13 protein-coding genes are annotated in these 18625 nt (G+C 59.3%); 7 read left to right on the plus strand and 6 right to left on the minus strand.

Annotated elements, in window-relative coordinates:
- The first annotated feature begins 88 nt into the window (after nucleotides 1-88).
- The 3 genes from VOI22_RS11430 to VOI22_RS11440 are packed head-to-tail and all read left to right on the plus strand — an operon-like array spanning nucleotide 89 to nucleotide 3262.
- Nucleotides 89-1429, plus strand: a complete 1341-nt coding sequence (locus VOI22_RS11430; RefSeq protein ID WP_323796612.1) for a Re/Si-specific NAD(P)(+) transhydrogenase subunit alpha — start codon at nucleotides 89-91, stop codon at nucleotides 1427-1429.
- A 2-nt stretch (nucleotides 1430-1431) separates the two neighbouring features.
- Entirely contained in the window at nucleotides 1432-1848 is a 417-nt protein-coding gene (locus VOI22_RS11435) for an NAD(P) transhydrogenase subunit alpha (RefSeq protein ID WP_028466515.1), read from the plus strand.
- Nucleotides 1849-1864: 16 nt separating this feature from the next.
- The gene (locus VOI22_RS11440; protein WP_028466516.1) at nucleotides 1865-3262 is read left to right on the plus strand and encodes an NAD(P)(+) transhydrogenase (Re/Si-specific) subunit beta; all 1398 of its coding nucleotides are present in this window, start codon (nucleotides 1865-1867) and stop codon (nucleotides 3260-3262) included.
- A 196-nt stretch (nucleotides 3263-3458) separates the two neighbouring features.
- Here VOI22_RS11440 and VOI22_RS11445 read toward each other — a convergent pair whose 3' ends face one another.
- Together VOI22_RS11445 and VOI22_RS11450 are read right to left on the minus strand one after the other, a co-directional pair.
- Entirely contained in the window at nucleotides 3459-5717 is a 2259-nt protein-coding gene (locus tag VOI22_RS11445) for a CHASE2 domain-containing protein (RefSeq protein ID WP_323796613.1), read from the minus strand.
- A 78-nt stretch (nucleotides 5718-5795) separates the two neighbouring features.
- Nucleotides 5796-7223, minus strand: coding sequence for a FecR family protein (locus tag VOI22_RS11450; protein ID WP_323796614.1), 1428 nt, complete (start codon nucleotides 7221-7223; stop codon nucleotides 5796-5798).
- Nucleotides 7224-7562: 339 nt separating this feature from the next.
- Here VOI22_RS11450 and VOI22_RS11455 point away from each other — a divergent pair, with 339 nt between their 5' ends.
- From VOI22_RS11455 to VOI22_RS11470, 4 genes are all read left to right on the plus strand, one after another.
- Complete coding sequence (locus VOI22_RS11455; protein WP_323796615.1) at nucleotides 7563-9215, plus strand: ShlB/FhaC/HecB family hemolysin secretion/activation protein; 1653 nt, start codon at nucleotides 7563-7565, stop codon at nucleotides 9213-9215.
- 581 nt (nucleotides 9216-9796) lie between these two features.
- Nucleotides 9797-11815: a TonB-dependent receptor gene (locus VOI22_RS11460; protein WP_323796616.1), complete on the plus strand. Its 2019-nt coding sequence runs from the start codon at nucleotides 9797-9799 to the stop codon at nucleotides 11813-11815.
- Between the two features lie 53 nt (nucleotides 11816-11868).
- Nucleotides 11869-12417: a YfiR family protein gene (locus VOI22_RS11465; RefSeq protein ID WP_323796617.1), complete on the plus strand. Its 549-nt coding sequence runs from the start codon at nucleotides 11869-11871 to the stop codon at nucleotides 12415-12417.
- Complete coding sequence (locus VOI22_RS11470; RefSeq protein ID WP_323796618.1) at nucleotides 12417-13895, plus strand: ATP-binding protein; 1479 nt, start codon at nucleotides 12417-12419, stop codon at nucleotides 13893-13895. Before VOI22_RS11465 ends, VOI22_RS11470 begins: the two co-directional genes overlap by 1 nt.
- A gap of 33 nt (nucleotides 13896-13928) precedes the next feature.
- Here the strand turns inward: VOI22_RS11470 and VOI22_RS11475 are convergent, their stop codons facing one another.
- The 4 genes from VOI22_RS11475 to VOI22_RS11490 form a co-directional block, all read right to left on the minus strand.
- Complete coding sequence (locus VOI22_RS11475) at nucleotides 13929-15209, minus strand: aspartate aminotransferase family protein (RefSeq protein WP_323796619.1); 1281 nt, start codon at nucleotides 15207-15209, stop codon at nucleotides 13929-13931.
- 81 nt (nucleotides 15210-15290) lie between these two features.
- Entirely contained in the window at nucleotides 15291-15872 is a 582-nt protein-coding gene (locus VOI22_RS11480; RefSeq protein ID WP_323796620.1) for a c-type cytochrome, read from the minus strand.
- Entirely contained in the window at nucleotides 15869-17125 is a 1257-nt protein-coding gene (locus VOI22_RS11485; RefSeq protein WP_323796621.1) for a PQQ-dependent sugar dehydrogenase, read from the minus strand. The genes VOI22_RS11480 and VOI22_RS11485 overlap by 4 nt, the downstream gene beginning before the upstream one ends.
- Nucleotides 17126-17320: 195 nt before the next feature.
- The gene (locus VOI22_RS11490) at nucleotides 17321-18559 is read right to left on the minus strand and encodes an MFS transporter (protein WP_323796622.1); all 1239 of its coding nucleotides are present in this window, start codon (nucleotides 18557-18559) and stop codon (nucleotides 17321-17323) included.
- Between the last annotated feature and the right edge of the window lie 66 nt (nucleotides 18560-18625).

Raw genomic sequence — 18625 nt, forward strand, 5'->3', positions numbered from 1 at the left:
GGTCTTGCCATGGTTGCTGCAGCGCGGCACTCTCGGCCTTCGTCGGCCCTGCGAGAGAACGATCGCAGAACGTACAGGAGAAACGCGAATGAAAATCGGCATCGCTAAAGAAAGGCGACCATACGAGGCGCGCGTCGCCGCATCGCCGGATACAGTTAAAAAATACGTCGCCATGGGCTTCGAGGTTGCCATCGAAACCGGCGCGGGTCTGAGCGCGGCCTTCACGGACGCGGCTCTTGAGGCTGCGGGTGCGAAGATCGTCAAGACCGCGAAGGACGCGCTCGGCAGCGCGGATGTCGTACTCAAGGTCCGCAAGCCCATCGGCTCCGGTGCCGAGGTTACCGGCGAAGCGGACGAGATCGCCCTGATGAAGAGCGGCGCGACCCTGATCTCGCTGATGGAGCCTTATAAGGAGCGGGCGCTGATCGATGCGCTCGCTGCCAAGAAGATCACGACATTCGCACTGGAAATGGTCCCCCGGATCACCCGGGCGCAGAGCATGGACGTGCTCTCCAGCCAGGCAAACCTCGCCGGCTACAAATCCGTGCTGGATGCCTGCAACGAGTTCGGCCGCGCCTTCCCGATGATGATGACCGCCGCCGGCACCGTACCGCCGGCCCGGGTTCTCGTCATGGGCGCCGGTGTTGCCGGCCTGCAGGCCATCGCCACCGCCAAGCGCCTTGGCGCCGTTGTCTCGGCGACTGACGTGCGCCCCGCCTCCAAGGAACAGGTCGAAAGCCTCGGCGGCACCTTCGTCGCGGTCGAGGACGAGGAGTTCAAGGAAGCGGAAACCGCCGGTGGTTACGCCAAGGAAATGAGCGACGCCTACAAGAAGAAACAGGCAGAGCTGATCGCGGAGACACTGAAGAAGCAGGATATCGTCATCTGCACGGCGCTGATCCCCGGGCGCCCGGCGCCGGTACTCATCACCGAGGAAATGGTGAAGACGATGAAGCCGGGCTCGGTGATCGTCGATCTCGCCGTCGAGCAGGGCGGCAACTGTCCGCTCTCCGAATACGGCAAAGTGGTGCGCAAGCACGGCGTCGCCATTGTCGGCCATGCCAACGTGCCGAGCCGGATCGCTGTCGATGCCAGCGCGCTTTATGCCAAGAACGTGCTGAACTTCCTGACGCCGCTCTATGACGCGGAAGCCAAGAGCCTGAAGATCGATCTTGAAGACGAGATCGTGAAGGGCTCACTGATCACCCAGGACGGCAAGGTCGTGCACCCGGCCGTTCAGGCGGTTGCGGCGGAAAAAACTGCAGCGAAACCTGCTGCGAAACCACGCGCGGCCCGCAAGCCGGCAGCGTCGAAAACAACCTCTAAACCAGCAGCGAAAACCGCCAAGGCGCCCGCCAAACCGAAAGCCGCGACGGCAACTTCGGCGACAGCGCCCGCGGCCGGTTCCGATAAAGAGGGGGATGCCTGATCATGGATGCCACCCAGATTGAACAGAAGGCGAAAGCCCTCGCCGAGCAGGCCGCGAGCCTGGCGGGCGAGATGGCGCAATTCGCGACGGATGCGGGCGGAGTCGCCAGCCAAGTAACAGAGGCCGCCCATTCCGGCCCCTACAGCTTCATCTCGCTTTTCACGGTCTTCATCCTGGCCTGCTTCGTCGGCTACTACGTCGTCTGGCGGGTCACACCGGCACTGCATTCGCCGCTGATGGGCGTGACCAACGCAATCTCCTCCGTGATCATCGTCGGCGCCCTGATCGCCGCCGGTCCGGCGGAAACGAACTTTTCCCAGATCATGGGCTTCTGTGCCGTAGTGCTGGCGTCGGTGAATATCTTCGGCGGCTTCATCGTCACGCAGCGCATGCTTTCCATGTTCAAGAAAAAGCGCTGAGGCGGGGGATATAGACATGACCGAGAATCTCTCAGCCGTCCTTTATCTGATCTCCAGCATCTGCTTCATCATGGCGCTGAAGGGCCTCAGCTCTCCGGACAGTGCCCGACAGGGCAACATGTTCGGCATCGCAGGTATGGTGATTGCCATCCTCACCACCATCGCCATGCCGGAAGTGATGAGCTACGGCACCATCCTCGCCGGTATCGTCATCGGTGGCTCCATAGGTGCCTTCATCGCCCGCAAGATCGAGATGACAGCCCTGCCGCAGCTGGTCGCGGCCTTCCACAGCCTGGTCGGCCTCGCTGCCTGTTTCGTCGCTGCGGCCGCGTTCTTCAGGCCCGAGGCCTATGGCATCGGCACGCCCGGCAACATCGCCGTCGGCTCGCTGGTTGAAATGGCCGTTGGTCTCGCAATCGGCGCGGTAACCTTCACCGGATCGATCATCGCCTTCGGCAAGCTGCAGGGCATCCTTTCCGGCGCACCGGTCACCTTCTCCGGCCAGCATCCGCTGAACGCGGCACTCGGCCTGCTGATGGTCGCGCTGGTTGTCTGGCTGTGTATCGACCAGAGCCCGGCCGCCTTCTGGGCCGTCTTCGTGCTCGCCCTGGTGCTGGGCATCCTGATCATCATCCCGATCGGCGGCGCCGACATGCCCGTCGTGATCTCGATGCTGAACTCCTATTCCGGCTGGGCCGCCTGCGGCATCGGCTTCACCCTCGGCAACTCGCTGCTGATCATCACGGGGGCGCTTGTCGGCTCCTCCGGCGCGATCCTCAGCTACATCATGTGCAAGGGGATGAACCGCTCCTTCTTCAGCGTCATCCTCGGCGGCTTCGGCGGCGAAAGCGACGCAGCGGCGGCGATGGGCGGCCCGGGCGGCGACAAGTCGGTCAAGTCCGGCAGCGCCGACGATGCGGCCTTCATCATGGAGAACGCCTCCTCCGTCGTCATCGTGCCGGGCTACGGCATGGCGGTCGCACAGGCCCAGCATGCCTTGCGGGAACTGGGCGACATCCTGAAGGGTAAAGGCGTGAAAGTGCGTTACGCCATCCACCCTGTGGCGGGCCGCATGCCAGGGCACATGAACGTGCTGCTGGCGGAAGCCAACGTGCCCTATGAAGACGTGCTGGAGCTGGAAGAGATCAACCGCGATTTCGCCCAGACCGACGTCGCCTTCGTGATCGGCGCGAACGACGTCACCAACCCGGCGGCGAAAACCGATCCGGCCAGCCCGATCTACGGCATGCCGATCCTCGACGTGGAGAACGCCAAGACGGTTCTGTTCGTGAAACGCGGTATGTCTTCGGGCTATGCCGGGGTCGAGAACGAGCTGTTCTTCCGCGACAACACGATGATGCTGTTCTCAGACGCGAAGAAGATGTGCGAGGAAATCGTCCAGGCGCTCGACTGACGCGGGACGGAAAAAACTGATCGAAAAAGGAGCGCTTCGGCGCTCCTTTTTACTTTCCGTCGCTCGGCCTTGATGCCCCGACAACCTTCCGAAAAAACGTCGCAATCCACCGCCCAGGCCGTCGCCAGCGCCTGACGCCCCACCGAGCAACGTATGTTTGATCGTGACTATAGGAAGCGATCACCGCGATGAGACTTTACAAAACCTCCGGGGTTTCAACGTTGAGCTCCCGTGGCTGCGGGCCGGCGATATCAGGAGCGAACCGGATGCGGAAAGTCGCTCCGGTATCCGGTTCGCTTTCGACCCCGATTTCACCACCATGTGCGGCGACGATCCGCTGGACGATATAGAGGCCGAGGCCAGCCCCTTCTGCGTGACGGACATACGAGGAAGACGCCTGCCGGAATGGCTCAAATATTAGCTCCTGGTCTTCCTTTGGAATCCCGCATCCGTTGTCCGCGACTTCTATGATCACGTGATTATCGTCAGCCCTGCGGATGATGACCTGAATCCGCCCCTGCTCGTCTGTGAACTTGAAAGCGTTCGTAAGCAGGTTAATAAAAACCTGCCGCAGCAGACGTTGGTCGGCCCAGAATACCGCCACGTCGCGATCGACCTGGAAATCCCAGACCCGAGGGGAGCGCGCACTCAGACCAAGCATAACCTCCCGGCACTCTTCCAGAAGATTCTCGATCTCGAAGTTTTTCAGATTAGGCTGGCCCTCGCCGCTTTCCAAGCGGGACACATCGAGAATCGAATCGATAAGTTCCAGCAGAAACTGTCCGCTGTGATTGATGCTCTCCGCATATTCAAGATAACGGGGGTTTTCGATCGGGCCGAAAACCTGCGACTGCATCATGTCGGAGAACCCGAGGATCGCATTGAGTGGTGTACGCAACTCATGACTGACGCTGGCGAGGAAATGGGATTTCATCTCGTTGGCCCGTTGCGCCTCAAGTAAGGCTTCCGTTTTTTCATCCTCGGCCTTCTTGCGGTCAGAGATATCGCGAAACGTCAGCACATGAACCTGACGCCCGGTGGTCCGGCGCTCGAACGGACTTTTGCTCATGGCGAGCTGGATGACACCAACCGTCATCTCGATCTCAGTCGCACGGTCATCCTGAAGCGGAATTGTCAGCTCGAAACGCTCCCCGCCGCCTTGCCCCTCCAGGTGCGGGCGAATCTGCGCGTAAACTTTGTCCGGGAAGACTGATGACAGGTTTTTGCCGAGAACCTGTTTTGCATGAACCCCCAAGAGTATCTCGGCTGTGCCGTTGCATCTCTCGATAAAGCCCCGGCTGTCTGTCATGAGAATCCCGTCGAAGCTGTCATCGACGACCCGCCGCATGAGCTCGCGCATATAGACGCTCGAAAGCCGCTGACGGAAAAGGCGGAGCCCTTGCTCATGTAGCGTTTTCAGAAGCCTGAGAGACCACCACCCGGCAAGCACGCAAAGCCAGGCGGTAATCTGCAGGATCACTGGAGAGACTGCCTGCAATACGAAGCAGGCGAAGAGGATTCCTCCTCCTGCCGCGGCCGTCGCGATCACCGCTCCGCGCCAGGGCCTGCCAAGGATCAGCATCCCGACTGGAAGCAGGAACAGCATCCCGATCCAGAGCGTTACCGGGCTGCTTGTCTGCAGGGCACGCCCTTGCAGGAGACTCTCCGCGGCGAGAACCTGAACATAAACCCCCGGCAGGAATCCGTATCGCGGCACGGGAAATTTGTCGCCAAGCTCAATGGCGGTCGCACCGACGACAATACGCTTGCCGGCGATCAGACCGGGGTCGAATTCCCCATCGATGATCTTCCGCATCGAAACAAATGGAATACTGCTGTAATCGATCCCGAAATCAATCGTGAACCTGTCCGTGGGCAGCTGGCCCTCGGCCAGTAGCGCGGCCATTGACGGGCGCCTGCCGTTGCTGTTCTGGCTGAATGTAGCGTAACGCCAGATCCTGGAATCGCCTTCCGGCTCGACATTAACGGACCCGAAACTGCCGCCGACCTTTTCAAACTGGGTGGCCGACCGCTCGATCAATTGCTGGCCGTCGAGCGACCGTCCTCCCTGCTGAACAAAGGTCGGCAGGATGATCTGCGCCGAGCTGCCTTCAATGGCAGCGCGCAACGCCCAATCGTCGCTTTCCGTGGAAAAGGCGCTGAAATCGATATCCATTGCGATACTGCGTGCACCGGCCTTGTCCAGCCGCTGAATCAGGTCGGCAAAGTTGCGCCGCGGAAACGGCCAGGTGCCGATTGCGTCGATCGTACTGGCGTCAATCTCGACAACAGTAATCTCACCACTGGCCGGCGTTGTCAGCCAGCGAAACTTGAGCTCCAGTATCCGACGGTTCAGCGGTTCGAGCCAGTTGAGATGGGCAAGGAAAATCAGCACCAGAGGCACCGCACACAGCAACATCAAGGTCTTGCCGCGCAGTCGCCCCAGAGCCCACATTGAAACCGTCCCTATTTATCCCGGCTCAAGCACGGCCCGTGCCATCCAAGTGGTTTGTAAAACAGCCCATCGGCCGACCTAATTGTTCTTGCCGTTGCCATTCCCGTTATTACCGGAATTGCCATTCCCGCTGTTACCGGAATTACCGTTCCCGCTGTTACCGGAATTACCGTTCCCGCTGTTACCGGAATTACCGTTCCCGCTGTTACCGGAATTACCGTTCCCGCTGCTACCGGAATTACCGTTCCCGTTGTTACCGGAATTACCGTTCCCGTTGTTACCGGAATTACCGTTCCCGTTGTTACCGGAATTACCGTTCCCGTTGTTACCGGAATTACCGTTCCCGTTGTTACCGGAATTACCGTTCCCGTTGTTACCGGAATTGCCATTCCCGTTGTTACCGGAATTGCCATTCCCGTTGTTACCGGAATTGCCATTCCCGTTGTTACCGGAATTACCGTTCCCGTTGTTACCGGAATTACCATTCCCGTTGTTACCGGAATTGCCATTCCCGTTGTTACCGGAATTGCCGTTTGCCGACGCGAGAGCCGTTCGGATCGCAGCCCGATTTCCGGATCGCGCTGTCGCGGATCGATCGGAAACACGCGCGGACTCCACGGCCGAACGAGCCGATACCGCACCGTTTCCGCGTCCATTACCATTTGCGTTGCCGTTCGAGGACGACTTGGCCGCCCCCCGGCCTCCCGAGGCCTCGGCGCTGCGAACCAAACCGTTGGTAGCGCTGCTGATATCGATTTTAACCAATCCGACCGGCGCCGAAAGTACCGCGCCAGAAGCGACCTCCACGGTGGCTGCAGATGTGCCGCCTTCCGTCCCCGCATCAAGCGTTTCGCTCGGGGCAACATCCGGTGTGCCGTCTTCAACTGTTACCGCACTGTCCGTCTGGGTCGCCTCTGTCCCGTTGTCCACCGGCGCGCCATCCAGTTGCAGGCCGATTCCGGAAGATGTCCGGGCTGTCTGCCCGGGACGCACCATGACGGCAGCGCCACTGGCCACGTCAGTGACCTGAACCGCCCCTTCAAGAACATGGACGAGACCTGTCCCTTCCCGGACATTAACCGTAAAGGACGTCCCTTTGACGACTGCTGCCATATAGGGCGTGACAACCTCGAAGTGCGGGGACGATTTCTTCTGAACTTTAAAGAGCGCCGTTCCGAGCGATTGCAGAATTCGCGTCCCCCAGCTCTTGTCCTGCTCGGGAATACTGATTTCCGTATTCGGGCCGACGATGATCGACTCATCACCACGGATCAAAACCAGCCGGCCCCGATCCCGGGTCCGGATGACACTTCCCTCGCCAAGACGACTATCGACAGATACTGGAGCGATACCATTGCCACCTCGGTCGATCTCGACATCACCCGAGATTTCCAGAATGGTCCAGTTTCCATCTTGCTGCGCCTGCGCGGGAGCAGTGCCCATGAAAAACACGATCAGGGCCAGACCCAAGATTACGTCGGTAGCTACTTTGATCGTTCTATTCATTTCGGTCTTCATCCTTAACCCGGCGTTTTTGCCGTTGGAGCCTTCGCCATGCTGGCAGCCCCCGTCGCAAGGCTGTTGTGCCTCTCACTTTATGGAAAATTTTCCATAAATTTGAAATAATCACTATTTATCAACAACTTACACGCCATTATCTACGCCCTAGACCAAACAAATTCAACAATATTATCTGGCGACAAAGTATTAATCGCAGTTAACCACTTTTTTACTCATCTACGCTCGACATTTAGACGAAAGAAATTAATAATTAACTGACTGAAAACCATTTATAGTCTTAATACCTCGATGGTCAGACGGAAAATTTACTTATACACATTTTTTTTGCTGTTACTGATTTTGCATGGGGCACGCACCCCTGCATATGCTCAACAGAACCCGCAGCCGCATTCGTCTCCCGATGCGCAGATCGAAGAACGGGTACCCCGGGCGGCCGGGCGCACCTCGCCTGGGCCCGAGACCCCGTTATCGCCCGAAGGTCATGAGCCATCAGAGCAGCAAGAACAGACTTTCCTGCTCGCGGCCGTCACACTCGAAGGCAACACCGTTTTCTCGCGCGCGGACCTGGCCCTTTATTATGAAGACATTCTCGCCCGGCTCGTAACCACCACCGACCTCCAGGCGGCTGTAGCGCTGATCACGAAACACTACCGGGACCGGGGATACTTCCTGACCCAGGCCTATCTCCCGCCCCAGGACCTGTCTGCGGGAGTCGCCGTGATCCGGGTAGCGGAAGGCTATGTCGAACGTGTCGATTTCGAGGGCGACGGAGAGAGGGACGGATATGTCCGCCGGCTCGCCTCTGCAATTGACGAGTTCAGACCCATCAAACGGAAAGATCTCGAGCGGGTTCTGCTCCTGATCGGGGATTCGTTCGGACGCGTCGTTGAGTCTGCGGAGATGGCGGAAATCGATGCGCTCGCAGGGCGATACGCCCTTCAGCTTACCCTGACGGCTAAACCAGAAAGCGGGGTGATCTCCTACGACAACCGGGGCACCGACTCATCCGGCAAGCACCAGCTCTGGGCATCCATTTCAAGCAACCGGCTTCTTGACCCGGACACCCAGCTGCGGGTCGGTCTTTTCAGCATCCCCGATCAGCCACAGGAATTGCGCTACGGAGAATTGGAAATCAGTCGTTTCGTCGGCTCTAGCGGAACCACCCTCGGCGCAGCCCTCTCGGCGAGCGAAAGCGATGCCGGCGGAATCGATGCAATCGACGGGATCGAAGGCAACAGCCGACGCTTGGTCCTGAAGGCAGCACATCCGATCCTCCGGTCCACAGATACCAGCCTCTGGGTCAATCTCTCGGCCGATGTCCGGAGCGTCTCCGAAGAAGACAATGCCGGCAGCAACTTCAAGGACCAGCTCCGGGTTCTGCGGAGCAATTTGTACATGTATGCAGAGGATGATTTCGGCGGCCAAAATCAGCTCTTCGGTGAAGTATCCGGCGGTTTGTCAATACTCGGCGCGTCCGGGGAAGGAAACCTTCGTTCCCGCCTCGGGGCTGACGCAGAATTTCTGAAGCTGCGCGCGTCGCTCACACGCCAGCAGGAGATCACCAAAGAAATCGGCATCCGGCTCCACGCTGCAGGGCAGGTCGCCGACGATGAGCTGCTCTCCTCAGAGGAATTCAGCCTGGGCGGATCCTCGATCGGCCGAGCCTATGATTTCAGCGAATTGACGGGGGATCACGGCGTCGGTGGAAGTGTCGAACTGCAATACGGAGACAGCCTGAGGGACGACTATTTCACCTGGTTCCAGGTTTTCGGCTTCTACGATTTCGGCATGGTCTGGAACAAGGGTGAATTCGAGCAACCCCGGGAAAGCCTTTCCTCCGCCGGGATGGGACTACGCCTGAATCTGACGGACAGTATCCGCCTGCAACTTGAATATGCCCGCTCCCTGACGCGTCCCGTCGATGATGATGGCGGGAGCTTCCAGCGCATGTTCGTCGAACTGAGCAAGAACTTCTAACGCAATATCCGCCCCAGCTTTTCCGCAACCACAACTTTCGCCGCCGCTGCGATGGCGAGAGCGACGCGGCATAAGGAAGTATTCCCAAAAAAAGAGCGCTTCAGCGCTCCTTTTCTATTTCTGAGCTTGCTTCTGGCTCTGTTTTTGAGTGGCTGCGTGCAGTGGCCAGGCGACCTTCCGCCAGAGAAATGCAATCCATCTGCCGAGCCGCTGCCAGCGTCTAACTTCTCCGCCAAGTAACATTCTATTCTCCATTCCGGATCAGCAGGATCATGCTTGCCGCTTGTCAAAGCAAGGCTTCTCAAGACTTTAGACTGCTCGGCACCGGTCAATAGCCAGTCGTCCCAACTCTGAATGAACGACGTCAATCAACTCACGACATAACCCTAAACTGATAGGACGATGGCGAATACCGTGCGAAGCCGCCTTCTTGAATTCATAGAATAATGACTAGAAATCACCAGATTCCGGCAAGCCCCCGGAATTGCTGATTTCCACGCTCCGTTAACGTCTCCCTAAGCACTCCCATACTATTCCAATTGCAACTCAAAACCGCGAAGGGGGGCCTTATGACCTTGTGGATGAGCTGCACACGCCGGCTTCCAGCAACAGCACTTGTTGCCTGCATGACACTCGTCACGGCGGCACACGCGGACGATGCAAATCCGTTAACCCGCATGTCGCTCGAATATCTCATGAATATCGAGGTCACAACGGTCTCCAAACAACCTGAACGGGTTCAAAATGCCGCCGCTGCGGTTTACGTCCTGACCCGCGAAGAAATACGGCGCTCCGGCGCCAGCACAATCCCGGACGCACTGCGCCTCGTGCCCGGCGTGAATGTCGCGCAGATCAACGCCAATTCCTGGGCCGTGAGCATCAGGGGCTTCAACAGCCGCTTCGCCAACAAGCTGTTGGTCATGATCGATGGACGCAGCATCTATTCCCCCCTGTTTTCCGGCGTGTTCTGGGACAGGCACAGCGTTCCGATAGAAGAGATCGACCGGATTGAGGTGGTGCGTGGCCCCGGCGGAACGCTCTGGGGAGCGAATGCCGTCAACGGGGTCATAAACATCATTACCCGGCACTCCTCCGAGACGCAGGGACAGCAGGCGGAGTTCTCTGTCGGGACCGAGAAAGCCGGCGGCCTTTCGCTTCGCCAGGGCGCCTCGATCGGTGACGAAGCGACCTATCGCCTCTCTGCCCAATTCGATGGGTATAACGAGACGAAGCTGCCCGACGGATCCGGCGCAAACGATCAATGGGAGAACGGTCAGGCAAACCTGCGCGTCGACTGGACGCCGACGGTTGATGACGAAATCCTGATTGAGTCTGGATACAACAAGGTGATGGCCGGTGACCGGCATACGCAGCCTTCCTTGTCATTCCCCTACTCAACGCTCCGTAACGGCGACATCGACCGCTACGGAGCCTTTGTCATGGGACGATGGAACCATCAGGTGAATGAGGCCTCCGAGGTCTCCCTGCAGGGCTTCGTCGATCACCGGTACATGGATATCGACACCCCGATAGCCGAGGAATACCGCACCACAGCCGATCTTCAGGCCCAGCACGGGATCAAGCTGGGGGCTAAAACAAACCTGACATGGGGGGCGGGGTATCGCGCGATCTTCAGCGACATCCAGACAAGCGATTTCAGTTTCAACGTCGCCCCCGAAGACGAAAACACGTCCATCTACAATGTCTTCGCGCAGGCATCCCGTGGGTTTTTCGATGATCGTGTCGAACTGACGGTCGGCAGTAAAATCGAACACCACTCCGTGTCCGGAACCGAGATCCAGCCCTCTGCCAGGGCAATCTGGAACGTCACTCCGAGGCACGCGGTCTGGACAGCAGTCTCGACAGCGGCCCGCACGCCAAGCACCGGCGAAAAGATCGGCACGGTGCGAAACACTGTTGTCCCGCCCGGCACCCCGACCAATCCCTCCCCGCTGCCGCTAGTCCCGTCGATAGAAGGCGACAAAAGCCTGGATGCAGAGAGAGTAACCGCCTATGAGGCGGGTTATCACGGTCAGATATCGGAAACCGTCTCACTCGACGTCGCAGGCTTTATCAACAGCTATACAGACTTGCTTCTGGATTCAGATATCGGCGTCAGCAGCATCAACACGAACTACGGCACGCCGTTCATCGAGCTACCGTTAAGCATCAACAACAAGGCAGAGGCCACGACCTACGGGCTCGAGTTTTCCGGGCTCTGGCAGGCGCGTGACAACTGGCGTCTACGCGCGGGCTATGCCTGGCTTCATGAGGATATCAAGGCGCCGGCGGGAGCCGAGGGCAACGCGCCGGAACATCAGCTCACCCTTCAGTCCTTCTACGACATTGACGAGAACTGGCGCTTCGACACTGTCTTCCGCTTTGTCGACAATCTCGAAAACGCCGGGGCCGATGCATATCTAAACATGGATGCCCGACTGTCCTGGTCCCCAAACGATTCCATCGAAGTCGCACTCACCGGCCGCAATCTTCTGGATAGTGGATATCTGGAATACGGGAACGAGAGAGCCGATACACCGTTGCCGACAGCAAGCGAAGTCGACCGCAGCGTACTCCTCACCATGACAATGAAGTTCTGACATTGGTTAGACTTCCCGCGATAACGCTCCCACGTGGTGCGGTTAGCAGCATATTGCTCACAGCTGCACTGCTCCTTGCGCTCAACGTGGTCTGGAATATTCTGCCCATCGGCGCCTCGGCACGCGCCAATGAGACGCAGAGAAGCGTCATTATCGCGGGTTTCCTCTATAATTTCGCCCAGTTCGCAACCTGGGACGGAACGCCTTCCACAACAGACCCGATAGATTTCTGTATAGAGCAGGGCAAAATCTCCAGCTCGGTTTTTAATGACTGGGACAACCTGCAAATTCGCAAGCGGCCCCTTCTCGTCCATGAAATCACTTCGCTACATGACTCCGAGGAACTTGCCGGATGTGATCTTGCATTTGTCAGCAGCAATCAGGCGCCTCAACAGGAGTTGTTCGACCTGGCGAACCAAAGCCAGGTCCTGCTGGTTTCGGATTCGCCCGGCTTCGCAACCTCCGGCGGACATATCGAGCTTTTTCTCTCCGAGGGAAAATTCCGCTTTCGCGTCAATCTGGACAGCCTTGAACGCAGCGGCGTGAAACTGAGCTCACAAGTACTGCGCCTCGCGGAAATCATCGGCCGGGATCGGAACTGATGAAGCGGCTCGGGAAAACCACTATCCGCAACAGGTTGGTCCACCTTTCGACCGCGATTAGCATAATCGCGGTCCTTCTGGTCACAACAGTTCTGGCCCTGCACGCCTACCAATCACGCCGCGCTGCCCTCACTCAGGAACTGGGCGCCATCGGAGCGATCCTTGCCTCAAACCTGCAGGCATCCCTGATGTTCCAGGATCGGGAAGCGGCAACGGAAACACTGTCAGCGCTTTCCTCCCGCGCCTTGGTTACCAGCGCAAGCGTCGTCGATAGTCGTAACCAGATCCAGGCCAGTTTCGGCCCCCCGGTTGATGTGAAGGCCTGGCCCGATAACGGATATGCGACGGTCGACGGAAGCCTGCTCCTGACCGTTCCCATTGTGCAGGACGGCATTGCGCTCGGGGTATTGAGGATATCGGCGTCGCTCGCCTCTTTGGATGCGGCGGTAACCGATATCCTGATGCTGAGCCTCGCCATCCTGGTCATTGCCGCACTGATGTCCTGGGTCCTGGCATCTCTTCTCGGCAAAGCGATCTCACGTCCGATCGAGCATCTTGCGCAGACGATGCAAACTGTTTCGGAATCGAAGGATTACGAGCAGCGCGCGGCACGGATGACGGATGACGAGACCGGTGAGCTCATCGATGGTTTCAATCATATGATCGACACCATCCAGAGCAATCATAAGGATCTCGCCGAAGCCCGTGACCGTGCGGAGAAAGCGAACGAGTCCAAGTCACACTTTCTGGCCACCATGAGCCACGAGTTACGCACCCCACTCAATGCCATTATGGGGTTTTCCGAGATCATCCGGGAGCGCTCATTCGGTGACAAGCCAATGACCTATTCCGACTATGCCCGCGACATCCACGACAGCGCCGGCTTTCTACTCGCATTGATTAACGACATTCTGGATATGGCGCGGCTGGACAGTAGGGTTTACCGCCTGTTCGAGGAAGAAATCGACATGGGTAAGATGACCCGTGCAAGCGTCACCATGATAGGCCCTCAGGCACAGGCGAAAAATCTGCAGGTGGAAACCGATTTCGAGGCGCACGGACCGTATCTTTTCATCGACAATCGCGGACTCAGGCAGGTGCTCCTGAACATCCTCGGCAATGCCGTCAAATTCACCCCTCCGGCAGGCCGCATTACTCTCACGGCGAAATTTAATGAGACCGGAGATTATTTGATCGACGTCTCGGACACCGGTCCGGGAATTCCCCAAGCGGACCTGCAACGCGTTCTTCAGCCTTTCGAGCAAGCCTCGTCAAGCATGTCCCGGGAACATGGTGGCTCCGGGTTGGGCCTGTCGATCAGCGCCGGAATCATGGCCTTGCACGGCGGCTCCCTGACACTCTCCAGCGTGTTTGGAGAAGGCACCACCGCATCCATAATGATCCCGGCATCCCGCGTTATCGACAAGGCTGGCGGTACCGGCCAAACGGCCGAACAGCATCGTCCGGATATTTCCTAGCGCCTGACTTTTCCCGAGCCTTAGACCTTCAGCTCAAGCTGCGGCCACCGCCTTTGCCGCAGCAGCGATAGCCTCTTCCGTCTGCACCAGATCCGCCTCGCTCAGGGCGAGCGAGATGTAGAACTTGCTGGGCGGTTTCAGGATACCGTGCTGGCGCAGCACCGCGTTGAAAATGGCCGCCTGCTGCAGGTTACCGTCCGCCCCATCGCGGTAATTCTTCACCGGTTTGTCGGTGAATACCACATCGAACATCACCGGCTCGCCCACCACCTGATGCGCGATCCCGGCAGCACCGAACTCGCGGCCAAGTGCCGCCATGATGCGTTCGCCATTGGCGTAGATTTTTTCGTATGCACCCGGCCGCTTCAGGATCTCGAGCGTCTTCAACCCGGCGACACTGGCCACAGGATTCCCGCTGAGCGTGCCGATCTGAAAAGTGAAGCCCTCGGAGCCGACCTTCGCCTTGTCGAAATGGGCCATGATCTCCTCTGACCCGGCGATGGCCGCCAGTGGGAAGCCTCCACCGATCACTTTGCCGAGGGTGCAAATGTCCGGGGTTACACCGTACTTTTCCTGACCGCCACCATAGGCAAGACGGAAGCCCGTCACCACCTCGTCGAAGATCAGCACGATGCCGCGCTTGGCGGTTTCCTCGCGGAGCATCTCGTGGAAACCCGGCTCCGGCGGAATCAGGCGCTGCAACGGCTCGACAATCACCGCCGCGATCTCGTGCCCACGCTCCTCCAGAATGCCACGGACAAAGTCGAAATCATTGAAGGGCGCCACCAGCATGCCGTCGCGCACCGCTTCCGGAATACCGGCAGAATCCGGCACGGCGAGCGGAAAGTTCACACGCTTTTCCGGCGCCAGTGACATCAGCGAGTCTCCGGACATGCCGTGATAGCCGCCTTCGAATTTCAGGATCTTCTCGCGGCCCGTATGAGCGCGGGCGAGCCGCATGGCGTACATGTCCGCCTCGCTGCCAGTGGAGACGAAGCGGACCTGACCGGCACAGGCCATGGCGCCGGCGATTTCCTCGGCCAGCTGAATACCCTGGGCGTTGTTGGCAAAAAAGGTGAAGCCCGCCTTGATCTGCTCCTGCACCGCCTGCAGCACTTCGGGATGGCCATGGCCGACCAGCATCGGGCCGGAGCCGATCAGGTAATCGACATATTCATTACCGTCCTCGTCCCAGACCCGCGCGCCCTCGCCGCGGGCGATTACCACACCAGGATCGAAATTCCCGAAGCCTGCTGCGGGAAGCACCTTGCCCGCACGGTCTCGCCAGTCCTGAAGGGTCGGTTTTCTACTCATTTTGTCGCTCCCACGGCATGCGTCTGACGCCATTCAGACACAGGCCCGCAGGGCGATGCAACGCGCACCGTGACGCGACAGTCATTCCGGGGCGGCGTCGACCTTCAGCTTCACCGCCGCATACCAGTCGGCAGCCGCCCGGATCTCCTCGTCCGACATCGCCTCGGCGATACCGTTCATGATCTCGTGCGTCCGCTTGCCCCGTTTGAAGGCTTTCAGCTGGGTGTCGATATAGATGTTGGTCTCCCCGGCGAGGTTGGGAGCATCTTCGTGAACAGCAATGCCGTCGGCGCCGTGGCAGGCCGTGCAGGCTTCCGGTGCTTTGGCCGGGTCTGCCCCTCTCGGCAAGGACGCTGTCGCCTTATATGCGGCATACCAGGTAGAGACATCGTCGATCTGCTGTTCGCTCAGCCCAGACGCGACAACCGACATCATCTCATGACGACGGGCGCCGGATTTGAAGGCGCGCAATTGCCGCTGGAGATAGCTGCTCGGCTCGCCCCCGATATGCGGGGCGATAGGGATTTTCGCAAACCCATCGAGCCCATGACAGGTCCGGCACATATTCGCGACCTTGCGGCCGGCTACGGGATCGCCGGAAAAAGCCGGAGCGGCCCCGGCGAGCATCAGCCCGCCGAGACCGAGCAGGATCGCACTCCTCATTTGGCGTAGCTGATCCGGTAGAGAGCGCCGGCCAGATCGTCCGACACCAGGATCGATCCATCCGGAAGCTGCGCCACATCGACCGGGCGGCCGAGATATTCGCCCGTCGCATCATCCAGCCAGCCTTCGGCGAACGGCTCCATCGCGGCGTTGCCCTGATCGTCAATGAAAGTGACCATGACCCGGGCGCCGACCGGCGTTGTCCGGTTCCAGGATCCATGCTGGGCCGAGAAGATCGCGTTCTTGTATTTCTCCGGGAACATCCGACCCGTATAGAAATGCATTCCAAGATCCGCCGCGTGCGCGACTGTCGCGACGACCGGCATGACGGTGCCGGCAGGCGGCTCCTCAGACTTGTACTCGTTGGTGCGTGTGTCACCGCCGCCGTACCACGGATGGCCGAAATTCTGGCCCGCCGCCGTCTGCCGGTTCAGCTCGCCCGGCGGGATATCGTCTCCCATACCGTCGACCTGATTGTCAGTGAACCAGAGCTCCCCGGTCGCCGGATGGAAGTCATGACCGACGGAATTGCGGATGCCGTAGGTGTAGACTTCCCGGCCGGTGCCATCGAGGTTCAGGCGGATCATCCCGCCGATGCCCCACTTCTTGTAGAGATCCAGCTTGTCCGCCGGCGCCACATTGAAGGGCTGACCGAGCGAGATATAGATCTTGCCGTCCGGGCCGATCCGGCAGACCCGCGCCGTGTGGTTGAAGCTTTCCTCGTCCGGCGGGATCAGATCGCCCTTGGCGACAAGATTGAAGGCCGCAACGTCCGGGCTTTCGTAAAAGAACTCGGCGGCCGGGAACAGCAGAACCCGGTTCTGCTCGGCGATATAGAGAAAGCCGTCCTTGGAGAAACAGGGTCCGTTCGGAATGCTGAATGTCAGCGATGGCGCGAAATCCTTCACCTCGTCGGCAACGCGATCCTTGTTCCGGTCCGTGACCGACCAGACCTTGTCCTTGCGGGTGCCGACGAAAGTGACGATGCCCTGCGGGCCGACAGCCATGTGCCGTGCGTCGGGAACAACGGCATAAAGCTCGATCTTGAAGCCATCCGGCAGTTTGATGCGTTCCAGCGTCCTCTCGATGCCGGCAGCATAATCGCCACCTTGCTCGATAAAGGTGAACTCGGTGACGCCGGTGGTCTTGAAGCCCGACAGTTTTTCAAGATTGTCCGGAACCTGTCCGGACTGCGCGAAGGCGCCACCTGCAAAGAGCGACGCAGCCACGGCCAATACGATTATCTGTTTCATCAGATTTCCTCCCTGTTGGCACGCTTATGCAACCATGATTTGCGTCACCACGTGGTAGGTCAACCCGATTCCGGTTTTTAAAGTCCGCTAAAAAGATGCGTCATTGCCATCTGGCAGCGCACAGGAAAATTCATAATTTCGATCAGTGCTTGTGAAACAATCGGTTACAGGACTTCCGTCTGACGCAATCGAGGTTCAGGCCGGTACGGCAATCAGCAAACGCAGACGGCGCGCTACCAGCACGAAGACGGCGGACAGCCAGACGCACCAGAGCATCATGACCACGCCTTGCCGTTCCAGCGTAATCCCGGCATCGATCAGCAGACCCGTGATCGCCGGTCCAATGGCGGTGGAAAACACCATGGCCGAAACTGCCAGCGCCCGGATTGCACCGAGATTGCGGGTGCCATAGAGCTCCGCCCAGACCGCCCCGTTGAGGGCGCTGGAAAACCCTGCACCAAAGCCGATACAGCCGAGCACGACACCCCAGATCCAGACCGCGTCGCTGGTCCCGAGCAGAACGATACCGAGCCCAATCGGCAGCAGGAAGAGCGGCAACAGCGTCAGCGCGCCGAACGCATCGACAATCCGGCCGGCGACGAAAACCGCGATCATGGCGCTGACCGCATAGACCGGGTAACCGGCGGCCATCTCGATCAGGCTCCAGCCCTTCTCGCCGGAGACATGCGCCTGATGGAAGAAGATCACCGTGCCGATGAAGGACGGCGTCAGGATACCGGGAAAAAGCGCCCAGTACGACCAGTGCCGGAGCGCCTCCGGTCGGGTCCAGTGCCGGCCGAGCGCGCCAGGCGCCGGACCACTGGTCTCCCCGCCCTGCGGCTCCCGGTCACGAGCGAACAACACCCAGAGCGCGCCGCCGAAAACCAGAGTCAATATCCCGGCGGCAAGCAACCAGGTGCCGCGCCAGCCGACCAGCGCCATGGCCAGAACCGCCAGCGCCGGCAAGACCGCCTCGCCAATACCGTAACCGAGGCTGGTGATGGCGATTGCCCTTCCGCGTCGCGCCTGGAACCAGCGGGCGGTCGCCGTCATGCCGACATGACCGATCATGCCCTGTCCGAAAAAGCGCAGGCCGAGCACCATGACGAAAAGCATGACAATGGACTCGTGCAAGGCCATGCCGACGCAGATCAGGGCAAAGCCGGCAATGACCAGCATCGCCAGCTTGCGCAACGACATCGTATCGGCAAGTTGGCCCGCCTTGATAAGCAACGCGGCGGAGGTCAGGGTCGCCCCGGCATAGAGCGTTCCCCAATCTCCGTCGCTGAGACCGTGCAGCGCCATGAACTGGCTGGCGAAGAGCGCGATGAAATAGGTTTGCCCGAAGGAGGAGCCCAACGTGCACAACAGACCGACCCCGAGCCAGCGGGCATTTGCGCGATAGAAATTTTTCTGGACAGGGGTTGGATCCATTCATCTGCTTGGCGTGGAAAACCACGCCATGTCAAGCAGATGAATGATTGAGCACGGTCGCCTAGA

Source organism: Nisaea sp., assembly GCF_034670185.1.
Lineage (GTDB): Bacteria > Pseudomonadota > Alphaproteobacteria > Thalassobaculales > Thalassobaculaceae > Nisaea.

Coding starts and splice junctions, on each gene's coding strand:
- VOI22_RS11430 (WP_323796612.1), top strand. CDS start 89: ATGAAAATCGGCATCGCTAAAGAAAGGCGACCATACGAGGCGCGCGTC.
- VOI22_RS11435 (WP_028466515.1), top strand. CDS start 1,432: ATGGATGCCACCCAGATTGAACAGAAGGCGAAAGCCCTCGCCGAGCAG.
- VOI22_RS11440 (WP_028466516.1), top strand. CDS start 1,865: ATGACCGAGAATCTCTCAGCCGTCCTTTATCTGATCTCCAGCATCTGC.
- VOI22_RS11445 (WP_323796613.1), bottom strand. CDS start 5,717: ATGTGGGCTCTGGGGCGACTGCGCGGCAAGACCTTGATGTTGCTGTGT.
- VOI22_RS11450 (WP_323796614.1), bottom strand. CDS start 7,223: ATGAATAGAACGATCAAAGTAGCTACCGACGTAATCTTGGGTCTGGCC.
- VOI22_RS11460 (WP_323796616.1), top strand. CDS start 9,797: ATGAGCTGCACACGCCGGCTTCCAGCAACAGCACTTGTTGCCTGCATG.
- VOI22_RS11470 (WP_323796618.1), top strand. CDS start 12,417: ATGAAGCGGCTCGGGAAAACCACTATCCGCAACAGGTTGGTCCACCTT.
- VOI22_RS11475 (WP_323796619.1), bottom strand. CDS start 15,209: ATGAGTAGAAAACCGACCCTTCAGGACTGGCGAGACCGTGCGGGCAAG.
- VOI22_RS11480 (WP_323796620.1), bottom strand. CDS start 15,872: ATGAGGAGTGCGATCCTGCTCGGTCTCGGCGGGCTGATGCTCGCCGGG.
- VOI22_RS11485 (WP_323796621.1), bottom strand. CDS start 17,125: ATGAAACAGATAATCGTATTGGCCGTGGCTGCGTCGCTCTTTGCAGGT.
- VOI22_RS11490 (WP_323796622.1), bottom strand. CDS start 18,559: ATGGATCCAACCCCTGTCCAGAAAAATTTCTATCGCGCAAATGCCCGC.